The sequence below is a fragment of the Neobacillus drentensis genome (genome assembly GCF_036965645.1).
Taxonomy (GTDB): domain Bacteria; phylum Bacillota; class Bacilli; order Bacillales; family Cytobacillaceae; genus Neobacillus; species Neobacillus drentensis_D.
On the sequence record NZ_JBALPZ010000046.1, the window covers coordinates 13,777 to 27,306 of the forward strand.

The following is a 13,530-nucleotide window of genomic DNA, read 5'->3' on the forward strand; positions in this document are numbered from 1 at the left end:
TTTCAACCATTCTATCTGATCAATCGGAAGTTTTAATTTTAATTGAATGTCTTCAACCGGCATCTCTACTTTTCTGATTTCTTCTATAGTAATGCCTTCTTCGATATTCGGAAACCAAGAATCATTCTCATTCACCCGGTCCAAAAAATAATATTCATCCGGGGCATCAAGTTCACAAAATAAATTAAGCTGCGGCAAGCCACCGGCTAAGACTTTTACATGCATAATCGAATGAAGCACTCTTCCATCTTCTAATTCTATTTCAATAATGAGATTATCTTCTTTTTTATATTTCTTTACGACAACCTCACTGACGATGAGGTCCAACTCTAAAGTGAATCCTGAACTTGCTTCAAAAACATAGATTGCACTTTTAAAAACGTGGATGATTTCCCCATCAATTTTCACTGTTTTAACTACTGCCATAATAGTTCCCCCAAAAAGTTGTTTGTTCGTAAAAAGCAGGCTGTGTTAAAGGTTATTGTTGATTTTGTAGCGATGTTGATTAGAGCGGAAAGCGAACGACTGGTATGTAAATCAACATCCAAGTTTAACTCAGCCATAAAGTAAAAAATATGTATTGGATTATTTATCATCATAACATCAAATGAGCTTTTTGAGGATGAAAAAGGGTCTGGGATAAGTTCAATTTAAGAAGGAAAAACTAAATCAAAACTAAAAAAGGAGTGTTTACTGATGGTAAAGGAACAAAAAAGTCAAAGTAATGTTGACACTACAACGGGACAGCACAAAAAGACGTTAGATGATATTAAAAAGAAAAGCCCGATGGATTGGGGCGTCTTAGACTTTGCAGAAAGTGTTCAGCATCAAAATACTAGAGAAGATTAATTTTTGTACGTCTAAAAGGAGAGTGGTCAAAAAAGCCGCTCTCCTTTTTTATCTAGAAATCCATTCAAATTTACGTGATAATAAACGTTCCATTGTTCACAAGCATACCCTTTACTTCCTGGGGTTCAACAGGTTTGCTAATAAAGTTTCCTTGAGCATAGTCGCAAGATCTATTGATAAGGAAATCATACTGTTCCCAATTTTCCACGCCCTCAGCAACGACATTCATTTTTAAACTATGAGCCAAGGAGATGACAGCGGAGGCAATCTTTGCATCTGCGTTGTCACTGTCGATATTAACCATAAAGGATCGGTCAATCTTTAGTGTATCAATTGGGAATAATTTTAAATAGCTAAGTGATGAAAATCCGGTTCCAAAATCGTCAACCGTTATCTTAATTCCTAGTCGTTTTAATTCTTGTAAAACCATCACTGCTTCTTCCGGATTCTTCATGACAATTCCTTCTGTCACTTCCAATTCCAGCGAGTATGGTGACAAGCCTGTCTCTGCAAGCACCGAGATGACCATTCCAACCAAGTTTGGTCTTTGAAATTGTTTCGGAGACAGATTGACACTAACCGTTAGGTCACTAAAGCCTAAATCATGCCATTCTTTACACTGCCTGCAGGCCTCCCGTAATACCCACTCACCAATTGGGTTAATTAGGCCCGTTTCTTCGGCGAGAGGGATAAAGGCATCTGGAAGAATAATTTGATCCAATTTATTCTTCCAGCGGATTAAGGCCTCCATCCCGTAGATTTCCCCAGTATTTAAGTTTACTTTCGGTTGATAATGGAGAATAAATTCATTTTCATCCAATGCTTTTCTTAGCAGAATCTCTAAGTCCATCCGTTTATTTGCATGATGTTTCATATCTGGATGGTAAAAACTATAGCAGCTTCTTCCCAGCTCCTTAGAACCATACATAGCGAGATCAGCATTCTTAATAAGTGAATTAAGATCTTGCCCATCTTTAGGGTAAAAACTAATCCCCATACTCGTTGAGATATTGAGCTTTTGTCCCTTAATCAGGAAAGGGGCCGACATCTCTTCCATAATTCGGTCACAGAATGGAGTAATTTCTTTTTCACTTGTTAACTGAGGAATAAGAATGATAAATTCATCTCCCCCAAACCGGGCCAATTTAACTTCTCTATGATCTGTGGAGGCTTGAAGTCTTTTTGCTACTTCCTTCAGCAGTATATCACCCGCTTCATGGCCAAGACTATCATTTACTACCTTGAAATAGTCTAAATCCAGCAAAATAAAGCCCAATAGGTTAGAAGGTTCATTTTTGGGGGATATTTGCTCCTCTAAAATGGACTGGATTGCCCATCGATTTGGCAGATCCGTTAAGGCATCATGAAAGGCCATATGTTTGATTTGTGCTTCCGCTCTTTTTTTATCTCGAATATCTCGACATAAGGCAAAATACATTTGATTTTCGCCGATATTTATCAGACGGATATTAATATCTACTGGAATTTGAGTATGATCTTTCCCTGTCATTAAATCCTCAAAATTACTGGAGGCATGCTCTTTGGAACCTATTTTTAAGTGTTTTATTTTTTCAGGCAGCTTGGAAAAAACCGTTTCAGTACTCATCTTGAGCAGTTCTTCCTTTGTAAAGTTTAATACTTCACATGCTGTTGGATTGACCTCCGTAAACATTCCATCTGTTCCGATTAAGAAAAAACTATCCGCGGCCTGCTCTGTTAAACTTCTGAACTTCTCTTCACTTTCTTTTAAGCGGTTTTCAGCTCTGACACGATCCGTAATCTCTAAAGCAAAACCAAGTAAAAAGTCCTCATTCGATTCATTGATATGAATAATAGTCTTTCCAGAAAACATATGATGTTCCTCACCTTGGTATCCACTTGGAAATTCCTTGGTGATAAGCTCCCGCTTCTTCCAAACTTCAAGGTCATAAGCTCGATTAAGTATGGCGATTTCATGGGGAAAGTAATCAAAGATCGTTTTTCCTACGATTTTATCTAGACTTACACCATTCGAGAGGCAAACTTGTTTGTTGGCATAAATCGTGCGTCCTTCTGGATCTTCAAGGAAAATATTGATGGGTAAAGCATCCAGAATACTGCGATATAAAGATTCATTTACGCGGATTTGCTTTGAGAGTTCCTGGTTCTGCTGTTTTAGTTCAGCGATTTGTGAACGCAGTTTTTTTATTTCAAGTGCATGCTGATTAGACTGAACGTTCATCTATACCCTCCTCAACATAGATACAGTCAAAGTTATATATAAAGTAATGGTTATCCGGTTTCATGATTACATATAGTTTTATTATATAACATTATCTAATAGGAATAATTGCTCACTTTTTTAATTTAGGCTATTTTCTTAAAAATTGTTGCTTTTTATGAAAGATTTATGAAATAGAAAGGAAATAGTTGAAGAATTAGTTGGGGGATTCTGAATAAAATATAAGGTAAAGGGTATTTTATAGATAGGACTTGTAGCTCAATGATAGAGCAACTTGCAGTCAACCTATGAAGACTGTAACGTATCTTGTGGGTTTGAATCCCACCAAGTCCTATTAAATGAAGCAGCTCCAGACATCACCGTAATTGGGATATCTGGAGCTGTGTTTTTTGTGTAAGCTGGATCGTTTTAAATCCCGCCACCCTCGTCGTGAATCGTACTATTTTCTTTACGGATGTTACCATACAGGCTTAACGTTCCTAACGCAGCAATTAAAGTACTTAATATAACAATGATATTGTAAAAATTAGTCTTGATCAACAGATTAATTAAGGTATAAGAAATAACCAATGAAGCTAATGGCGAAATCAGCCATACTTTCAAAATTTTTCTAATGACAGCCTTCTGCCAAAAACCGAACCCTTTTTGTGATGCCCCGATTCCTAAGATCCCACATGTAGTTACTTGTGTTAAAGGAATTGGCAGTCCAAAAATAGAGGCAATCGTTACTAATGCTCCACCTGTAAAAGAAACGGCACTCCCTTCTAATAAGGAAAGTTTTGTTATCTTCTTCCCATTTGTTTCGATGACTCTGCCTCCCAATAGGATGGCGCCTAAAGCAACGAATAATCCACCAATCCAGATTCCTTTCGTTGTAGAAAGCATCCCTGCCCCAACTAAAGGTCCAACGGCATTTGCTACATTATTCATTCCCGCAGAAAAAGCTTCAAAACAGCCGCCCAAAACGAGAATTCTGCCAAGCCATTTTTTCCATTTTCCTTGTTTTGTCAAACTTGGCCAGCGTTTTTCAGATTTGGCAATCAGCTTTCCAAAAATGAAGGTAATGATAAAGGAAATAACTGGAACGATAACCCAAAATGAAATAATAACGATTAAACTATTAATGTATAAACTTTTAAATGCAATTCCCGCTCCTACGATGGCACCCACAGTGACTTCACTTGTCGATAATGGGATTCCCATTAGGTTTGCTATAAACAAGGTTAGAGTTGCCCCTGCTAGAATCAGAACGACTAGTTCTATAGTAAGTAGTTTAGATGGAATAATTCCGCTTCCGATTGTCTTTACGACTTCTCCGCCTCCAAGAACGGCCCCTAAAAAAGCAGCGATGGCTACTAACACCATAGCAAGCCATTTATTCTTAATCGCATCAGCACCATAGGCGGACCCCATTGATGCGGCCGTTCCGCTTGCTCCAATGTTCATTGCGAAGAAGAATGCTATGATAAAAGCTAAATACGTCCAAAACATATCAATCTCTCCTTATGTATGTCTATCTATCTATCTATCTAGCAGAATAAATCTCACAATGTTCCGAAACTTCAATTCATACTATTCAGGTAGGATTAATTTTATATTATACATTTCCTTTACAAAATAAGCAACAACCAAATTACTTATGTCACAGAATTTTTTAAAAATTTTTTATATAAGCCAGTTTTATGTTGAGGTGTTTCTCAGTAGATAAAGAAAAAAATGCTATAACCATTTGGCTATAGCATTCTTATGATTACAATAACTCTTATTGTTGGGCTCTTAATGCCACGCGGCGAATTTTTCCTGAATCGGTTTTAGGCAGTGCTTCCATATATTCAATTACACGTGGATATTTGTAAGGAGCGGTCAAGTTTTTAACAAAAGTTTGCAATTCTTTCGTTAACTCAGCTGTACCATCCATCCCATCTTTTAATACCACACATGCTTTTACAACATTACCTCTAACAGGATCGGGTGATGCCACGACAGCACACTCTTTTACCGCTTTATGTTTCATTAACGCATCTTCCACTTCAAATGGTCCAATGGTATAGCCGGAGCTGATGATGACATCATCTTTTCTTCCTTGGAACCAATAGTAGTTGTCCTCATCTCTATAGGCTCGATCTCCTGTTAGAAAATATTCGCCAAGATAGGATGCGGCAGTGGATTCTGCATTTTTATAATAGTTTTGAAACAAAGCCGGGAAATCCTTTTTAATTGCAATCGTCCCAACTTCCTTTACAGGAGCAGGCTGGCCTTGTTCGTTAACAACCTCAATATATTCAGGCATTAAGGGCTGCCCCATCGAACCTAATTTGCTTTCATCAATATTCAAATTAGCAATTAATAAAGTACTTTCAGTCTGGCCATAACCGTCACGAATGAGGATGTTAAATTCATTTTTAAAAACATCAATGACTTCACGGTTTAATGCCTCACCTGCGGAAACAGCTGTGTGTAAAGCAGCAAGATCGAAGGTTGAAAGGTCATCTAATTTTGCCATCATCCGATATTCGGTAGGGGTACAGCATAAAACATTTACTTTATTGTCCTGAAGCAGCTGTAAATATTTATGCGGCTGAAATCTGCCGTTATAGACAAAGCCTGTCGCACCAGAGCCTAATATCGATAAAAACGGACTCCAAACCCATTTTTGCCAGCCAGGTGCAGCCGTTGCCCAAACAAGATCATCTTCACTAATATTCAGCCATTTTGAGGCAGCAATTCGAATATGCGCATATCCCCATCCATGACTATGAACGACACCTTTTGGCTGTCCGGTTGTTCCAGATGTATAGGCTAGGAAGGCAACATCTTCTTTCGAGGTATCCGCATCGGTGAAGACTTCAGATTCTTCCTCCGCTAATGCTTCCATAGACAGCCAGTTAGGCACTTCCTGACCGAAAGCAATTTTAAATTGTAGGAACGGTGTTTCCTCTTGAATATTTTCAAACTCTTGAACCAAATTGGAATAAGAAATCACGGCTTTCGCCTCTGAGTGATTTAAACGATATAATAAATCCTTTGCCCGTAACAATTCAGAAGATGGACTAATCACAAGTCCCGCTTTTAAACAGGCTAAATAAATCACATAGGACTCGATTAACCGAGTCGTCATAACAACTACACGATCGCCTTTCTCTAGTCCTAATTTCGATAACCCATTTGCCAGCTTATTCGCCTTCTTATTGAGCTCATTATACGTAATGGTTTTAATTTCGCCGGATTCATTTTCCCATTTCAAAGCAATTTTTTCAGATACATACTTTGAAATTTCACTTGCTAAATTAAAATGTTCTGGTGCAATTAATGATTTTAAATCCACGGTAGTCAATCTCCATTCTGTTAAATTAAAACACACATGCTTTTAATTAAAATTTTGTGTCTTTTTAAATTCCTAAGAATTAGTACCTAGTAATAGTACAAGCCTTTAAAAATTATATACATACAATAATACCACTTTGAAATGGAATGTAAATTATTTAACATCGAAGTTCACCTAATTGTAGGATGTATTAACTAGATAGTTGATATTCCCAAACACATGGTGCCTGTCACCATTTATAATCTCGGCACAAAAAAAATAGGAAAAAACCAGTGCTAAATACTGATTTTTTCCTATTGCAGAAAAGCTAAAACTCGTTACTGTATTAAAGTCCAGATTCAAAAAAACATCACTATATTTCAAAATCAACAATAATACTATCTTCCATGCCAATCGCCTGCAAGTAGCTAAAAACTTCTTGATGTGCCGGATGCGGCCCATAGTTTGTTAAAGAAGTTTTGTCTTCAAATCGGACCGTTAAGCCCATTTCATACCCCTGACTCCGGTTTGAAAAATTGGCCCCCTGCTGAATGTCTACAATCCCTGGGATCACATTTTTTAATAATAACGTTTTGCGAATCAATTCTTCCTTCTGTTTTTCAGTTGTTTCTGCTGAAAACTTAAGTAAGACAATGTGCTCAATCATATTTTGACTCCTAGTTTCCTATTCAATTTCTCCTTATCGAACCCGGCGATTTGCTTGTATCGATTAGAAATTTCCTCTAGTTCCTGGTAGGAAACCACATCTTCTAAATCAGTAAAACCATGAGGGGCACGCTCTTCAACAATTTGCATTACTACTTCTGGACCATTTTGCCGATTTAATAGGACAATATTTGCTGTTGCATCTAACCTAGACTCTTCATACACCTTCAATGCTAGTTCAGCATCACGATGTTCTAATATCGCTTCTCCTAAGGCATCAGCATCAAGGATTGCTTGTGATGCACCATTCGATCCAATTGGATACATGGGGTGTGCCGCATCACCTAATAGGGTTACCCGCCCGAAGGTCCATTGCGGAAGTGGATCACGATCAACCATTGGGAATTCGTAAACAGCGTCTGTTTCTTCGATTAACTCTGGAACATTCAGCCAGCCAAAATCCCATGACTCAAAGGCCGGTGCAAAGATCTCCTTGTCAATTTTCCGATTCCAATCTGCCCTTGAAGGCATTTCGTCACCGACTGCTAGTTCCGCAATCCAGTTCACGAGCGATTTTCCTTTCGCAGCGGTATCAGGGCAAACGGGATAAGCGACAAATTTTTGATCCTGATAGCCTGCCATAATCATCGATCTTCCTGAAAGGAAAGGTGTAGATTCTGTAATACCACGCCATAAAATCCGGCCGCTAAATTTAGGTAATCCTTCATCCGGATAATAAAATTTCCTAACAACAGAGTGAATCCCGTCCGCACCGATCATGATGTCAGCATGGTGGGTCCCCAGACTCTCGCCTGTCTTTCGATTTTCAAACTGAGCTACCACTATATCACCAAAGGTTTGGAAAGATTTTAAATGGTGTCCAGTAAATACCGACTTCTCCCCAAGTTCTTTTTTAACCGCTTCTAGCAGCAACATTTGCAGCTCTCCACGATGGATGGAATATTGCGCCCAATGGTACCCCGCTTCTACTCCCCGCGGCTCCCGCCAAATATTTTGACCAAATTTGTTAACATAAATAAGTTCTGCTGTAGGTAAACCAATTTTTTCTAGTTCATCCGCTAAACCTAGTTCGGTTAAGACTCTTACGGCATGTGGTAAAAGATTAATCCCAACACCTAGAGCTTTAATCGTTTCTACGCTTTCAAAGACACGCACTGACACGCCAACGCGGTGAAGTTTTAGGGCGGTCACAAGCCCTCCAATACCTCCGCCAACAATCATAGCTGTTTTGATACTAGTCATACAAATCTCTCCCTGTTCTATAAAACTCGGCTGATTATTCTTAATTATTACATAAATAATAAAATTATCAATAATAAAAATACGAGGTTCGAAGTAACACATTATTTAAATCAAATAAAAATAGGAGAGAAACAGCACAAACTCTGATTCTCTCCTAGACTATGTATGGCTTAATTAATTGAACTTGTTTTCTTATCCGTTGAAGCAATGGTAATTGAGTTTCGGCTTAAAAGCATATTTGCGGCAATGAATCCGAGTATAATTGCGACGACAACAGAAATAATAGCTCCCATCATAGATACCTTCACTGTCATCATAAAGACAATGGCAAAAGCTAGCATCGTCATAATGACAACAGAATTCCATAATACCCGATCTCTAACCTTCTCCAATAAAACAGTCGAAGGTGATTGATTCTTTTCTGCATTGGCTGCATGTAAGATAGCTTTTAATCGGCGCAGATTAATAGCAGGTCCCATAAATGTCATGATAATCAGGAGTGCCAACGAAAGATCAATCCATGCATTTCCGAATCCCCAGCTCGAAAATACCAGATAAAAACCTGGCACTAAAATCAAAATAACACTAAAAGGCAGTAAACCGTCCAATTTTACGGCTAACGCAGCCCAATTTCGAAGTGTGTCTGTAGTCTTAGAATGAAGCATGGAAATCATTGCTAATAAAGTGATTCCAACTGCAACGAACATAACTACAGCCCCAATGATGTGTAAAAACAATACAATACTGTAAAGCAATTTCCTATACCCCCTTATTTTTCCTTATCCATTATATAAAATTTTTTCGTAGGGCGAAAGTCCTTTATTTAAAATAATTTAAAGTTTTATTAATAAAATATGAGTATTTTTTCACAGTAATTTTATAAAGGGAAAGAAACCTATGAGAGTTGTATAGGAATGTGTCTAACGTTAACAAAAATGCCTAATTCCTCTTTGTTATCATTGAGAAATTAGGCACTTTTTAGTTCTATTTCGTTCCGTGCTAACACCTGACATATTTGCGTTTAAAACCTAGCCTGCCTTTATCTATTTCCTTTTGGATAGTTTCAGAAGCAAGCAGAATACTGTTTTTTTTCTTTTCCCGCCTGATCTCAACTGGTCCTACTGCCATTGCGGTTTCAACCGCCTTATCATGGAGCGGCAAATAGGAAATCCCAACAGTGTAAATAAAATTATTCATAGCAGATTTTGTTCGTTCAGGAGATTTATGTATCGTATTTTCGATCTGATCAAGCATAGAGGAAATCTTACTTGCACTAAATTCACTGTCCGGACGATTACCCAAAAGCCAGCAGTAACAGCTCCAGCCTGCCGACATTCTAAGTTCTTCCCCGCTTGCGATCCATTTATCTGCAACATCTTGCGCAATATCAGTTTCAGCCAAGGTGACTGCAACCACATAATCAGACAGCATATAAAAATACGCCGCATCCATCCACCGATCAAAATCAGCCTCAGTCATGATCATGGGGTCCGCAATGATACCGGCAAAATACATGGCATCGTAGTTCCCGGTTGCGTATAGCTGCTCGGCTAAGGTCTGATTTTTCTTGATTTTCTTTGCAATCGGCTTCATGGCGCCTGTAGCCACCCCAAAAAGCGGCTCGTGTGCACCATTACTTAAGTAAGTCTTTTTTATCCGTTCCTTGCCGAGGGATTCTAGTTCCTCCATAACCATTTCAAAATCCATCGTTTTGCACATCCTTCTTTTATAAACTTATCATTTTCATTGTAGCACCCGAATACGGGATCCTACACCAAAATTTGGCATCTATTTAGGTAAATAAACCCCCTATCGTCACACGAGCTTATGCGCATACCACTTCTTCCCTTTAAATCGCCAAACAAAGATTAGTGTCCGCATGCCCCATTCAATATTCATTGCCACCCAAACACCGATAATTCCATATCCAAAAGTAATCCCCAGTAAATAACCTAGGATTACCCGCAAAAGCCACATCGATAATAGAGAGGCAATCGAAGTAAAGGTGGAATCCCCTGCTGCCCTTAAAGCAGATGGCATGATGAAGCTTACTGGCCATAACAATGGATGACCGACTGCAGAGATTAAAATAAGCATAAAAATAGTTGGGATTATTTCTGCAGGCGGACTGAATAGTTTGATTAATACCGGAAACAACGGTAATAACACCGCATCCGCTAGTATAAACAGAATCGTGCCAAGTCCAATCATGGAAATAATAAATTTCCTTGCATCTTGGACATTTTTTCTGCCAATACATTGTCCTACTACTGTTACTATGGCAATACTTAATGAATTGGGTCCTATTTGAAATAGCAAGGCAAGCGAATTCCCAATGGCATAAGACGTCAAGGCAAGGGTTCCTAGTTGGACAATAAATGTTTGTGTTAACAGCTTCCCTCCATTGAAAAACAACTGTTCCGCCGCGAATGGAATCCCGATAAACATTACCTTCTTTAAAATTGCAACATCTATATGCATGGCATTCTTTAACTTAAACCGAACCGTATCATTGTATCTAATGATATAAATTAATGAAGCAACTACACCTAGCAATCTTGCAAAAATGGTGGAAATCACAAGCCCTTCCACACCCATAGCAAAAATCGTAATGAGTAAAACATTAAGAACGGTGTTCGTTAGATTCATTAATAAAGATAAATTTAAACATGGTTTAGTCTCTCCGACACCACGTAATGCACCTGTTACTGCTTGGAATATAGCAATAAGCGGATAAGAAAGACAACTGCCGATTAAATAAATTCGGGCATTATGAAACACATCTGCTTCAGCTTTTCCAAATAATAGGTTTAATGTTGGCGTATGGAACGTAATAACCAGTGCACTAAGAACAACTGAAAACAATGTAACAGCAGTGATGGCTTGTGTGGCTGTTTTGGACACCATCTCCGCATTTCCGCTGCCCTTATATTGGGCGACCATTACGGTACCACCTGTTGCGACCGCGATAAAGACGTTCACTAAAAAGATATTCAATGAATCTACCATACTCACCGCACTAACCGCAGACACTCCTGCTGAGCTTATCATGGCTGTATTTAGCAGACTCATAATGATCAAGAATGCCTGGTCAACAAAAATCGGCATAATGATGGCAAATAATTTCTTGTAATCAATTGATTCCCCCGTAAAATACTTTTCTAATAGGAAAACCGTTCTAGGTTTGATTCTCACTGCCAGTTTATTCATATCGATACACTTCTTTTCAAATTGTTATGTATTCCATCCTATTTATCAATTGAATAAGGACTATTATAGCATTATTTATGGAAGAGAAAAGGGATTTTTTGTATCTTATTAAATTAGTGAATACAGACTATAAGTAAACCAAGGAATAGAACACTGCCCTTTACTATATGAATTCCATCAGCTAATTATTATTTGATTCAAATGACAAAAACACTTTAATTAAAAGTCTTATTTTTCATAAAAGATACCACTTTTTGTTTTAAATGGTCTATATTAATAAAATGAAGGGTAATAAAATAAGTGGATACTTAAGCTCCTTCTTTTAATGGAACGTGAATAGGGCTTGTAATAAATTTATTGGTGGATAAGGAGGATTATCTATGTTTTTATCCTGTCCCATTTTGGCTGCACTTTTAGGGATGCTGATTGCGCAATTTGTAAAAATACCGATTCACTTTATCTCGACAAGAGAATGGAAATGGAATTTGATGTTTAGCACCGGCGGAATGCCCAGCTCCCATACATCTACCATCATTTCCTTAACGACAGCGATTGGATTAATCGCTGGATTCAAATCCAATGAATTTGCGATTTGTGTTGTTGTATCTGCGATCGTTATGCATGATGCGACTGGTGTTCGCAGACATGCAGGTTATCACGCCGAAATTTTAAACACCTTATTAGTGGATTTCAATAAAGTAATCGAAGCATTAAAGAACCCGAATATAAAAAAACCTGAATCTCGAGAAAAGTTAAAAGAATTATTAGGCCACCAGCCAATTGAAGTTTTTGGTGGAGCCATCACAGGCATCATCATTGGTGCGGCCACCTATTATCTATATCCGTTTTAATCAAACATAAAACAATCCACCGTAGTCAACGGTGGATTGTTCTTAGGTAAAAACCAAATATTATGCAAAACGATAATAAATCAATAAAAAAGTCGCTAGGACAAATATAAAATTCAAGAAAACAAAGATAAACTGATCGATTTTGGTTTTATGCATTTTAATTGGCGGGTTGTAGAATGATACACCTTCAATGATGAAGATTAATAACACAATATGAATCATAAAATGACCGATTACTTCAGTCATTCCGAATAACATAGTGGTAGAGATAAAAATACCTGTTACAACAAATCCTAATACTCTATTTAAAATACCGACAACTAATAAATAACCTACGACAAATTCAATAAACGCAGCCATCACCACAAATAAATCTGGTGCAAATCCAAAGGTGGGCACATGATGGTGAATGACAATATCTAAGGCCATATCTGGGTAAACCCATTTTTCAACCGCTACCCAGCTAAGCGATAAGCCAGTTCCTAAATATAAAAACGGAAAACCTACTCTTTCCAACTTTGTATTTCCTACCAATAAGACACCAATGATGGCAACATAGAAGCCGTAGTCTAACATATTGAAAATGCCATGGTGAATGGTTACATAAATAAATAGTCCTAATAATATAGTTGCACCGATTTTCGTCGAGATATGGTGCGGGATTAATAAAAATCCTATGGTAATCCATGTTAAGACGACAGCGGCAAGGTTATGAATATGAAACTCAGGTGCAAATAGTGTTCCATTGACCATTTGGATGATCAAAGCAACGGCTGTTCCATATTTTAATATATAACGAGAATACTTTCTTAAACTAGAGAGTCGGTCTTCCCACTTTTTCATCGGTCCCCATTCAGCCATTTTCGGAATAATTAGCGTTAATGAAGCTAACACAACCGCTGCCACGATCGCTAAGAATATAAACGCCGGTGATACGATATGTTCAATTGACTCCTTATGCGGCTCAACATTCGTGAACCATTTCACATGAGCTTCGGCAAAAAAAGGAGTCATAATAAGGCCCAACATTAATAGAATCTGAAATATCTTTTTCATCAGTAAATCCCCCCTTGATAACATTAACAATATGAATATAGTGTTAATATACATGATAAAATAGTCCCGTAACCTGTCTATTTTTGAACATTATGTGAATTAATTCACAT

At 37.8% G+C, this 13,530-nt stretch carries 12 protein-coding genes and 1 tRNA gene; 3 read left to right on the forward strand and 10 right to left on the reverse strand.

Features of this window, described 5'->3' with window-relative positions; genetic code table 11:
- A partial coding sequence (locus V7266_RS09635; protein WP_335467675.1) for a hypothetical protein occupies positions 1-426 on the reverse strand: 426 nt, incomplete at its 3' end.
- Between the two features lie 270 nt (positions 427-696).
- Here V7266_RS09635 and V7266_RS09640 point away from each other — a divergent pair.
- Entirely contained in the window at positions 697-849 is a 153-nt protein-coding gene (locus tag V7266_RS09640) for a hypothetical protein (RefSeq protein ID WP_335467676.1), read from the forward strand.
- Between the two features lie 70 nt (positions 850-919).
- On the opposite strand, the gene V7266_RS09645 is transcribed toward V7266_RS09640, so the two are convergent.
- Positions 920-3,070 carry a sensor domain-containing protein gene (locus tag V7266_RS09645; RefSeq protein ID WP_335467677.1) on the reverse strand — a complete coding sequence of 717 codons (2,151 nt, stop codon included), beginning with the start codon at positions 3,068-3,070 and terminating at the stop codon, positions 920-922.
- Between the two features lie 247 nt (positions 3,071-3,317).
- Here V7266_RS09645 and V7266_RS09650 point away from each other — a divergent pair.
- Positions 3,318-3,403: transfer RNA gene (locus V7266_RS09650), tRNA-OTHER, on the forward strand.
- Between the two features lie 75 nt (positions 3,404-3,478).
- Here the strand turns inward: V7266_RS09650 and V7266_RS09655 are convergent.
- From V7266_RS09655 to V7266_RS09685, 7 genes are all read right to left on the reverse strand, one after another.
- On the reverse strand, positions 3,479-4,561 hold the full coding sequence (locus V7266_RS09655) for an inorganic phosphate transporter (RefSeq protein ID WP_335467678.1): 1,083 nt from the start codon (positions 4,559-4,561) through the stop codon (positions 3,479-3,481).
- Positions 4,562-4,832: 271 nt separating this feature from the next.
- Positions 4,833-6,395, reverse strand: coding sequence for an acyl-CoA synthetase (locus V7266_RS09660; RefSeq protein WP_335467679.1), 1,563 nt, complete (start codon positions 6,393-6,395; stop codon positions 4,833-4,835).
- 352 nt (positions 6,396-6,747) lie between these two features.
- Positions 6,748-7,041, reverse strand: a complete 294-nt coding sequence (locus V7266_RS09665) for a Dabb family protein (RefSeq protein WP_335467680.1) — start codon at positions 7,039-7,041, stop codon at positions 6,748-6,750.
- On the reverse strand, positions 7,038-8,303 hold the full coding sequence (locus V7266_RS09670; protein ID WP_335467681.1) for a flavin-dependent oxidoreductase: 1,266 nt from the start codon (positions 8,301-8,303) through the stop codon (positions 7,038-7,040). The genes V7266_RS09665 and V7266_RS09670 overlap by 4 nt, the downstream gene beginning before the upstream one ends.
- A 170-nt stretch (positions 8,304-8,473) precedes the next feature.
- Positions 8,474-9,058 carry a DUF2269 family protein gene (locus V7266_RS09675; RefSeq protein ID WP_335467682.1) on the reverse strand — a complete coding sequence of 195 codons (585 nt, stop codon included), beginning with the start codon at positions 9,056-9,058 and terminating at the stop codon, positions 8,474-8,476.
- Between the two features lie 244 nt (positions 9,059-9,302).
- Positions 9,303-10,010 (reverse strand): DNA alkylation repair protein, encoded by a 708-nt coding sequence (locus V7266_RS09680; RefSeq protein ID WP_335467683.1) that lies wholly within the window; start codon positions 10,008-10,010, stop codon positions 9,303-9,305.
- A 108-nt stretch (positions 10,011-10,118) separates the two neighbouring features.
- A complete protein-coding gene (locus V7266_RS09685; protein WP_335467684.1) occupies positions 10,119-11,513 on the reverse strand; it encodes an MATE family efflux transporter in 1,395 nt (464 codons plus the stop codon).
- A gap of 380 nt (positions 11,514-11,893) precedes the next feature.
- Here V7266_RS09685 and V7266_RS09690 point away from each other — a divergent pair, with 380 nt between their 5' ends.
- Positions 11,894-12,364 (forward strand): divergent PAP2 family protein, encoded by a 471-nt coding sequence (locus tag V7266_RS09690; protein ID WP_335467685.1) that lies wholly within the window; start codon positions 11,894-11,896, stop codon positions 12,362-12,364.
- Between the two features lie 60 nt (positions 12,365-12,424).
- Here the strand turns inward: V7266_RS09690 and V7266_RS09695 are convergent, their stop codons facing one another.
- Positions 12,425-13,420, reverse strand: coding sequence for a hypothetical protein (locus V7266_RS09695; protein WP_335467686.1), 996 nt, complete (start codon positions 13,418-13,420; stop codon positions 12,425-12,427).
- Between the last annotated feature and the right edge of the window lie 110 nt (positions 13,421-13,530).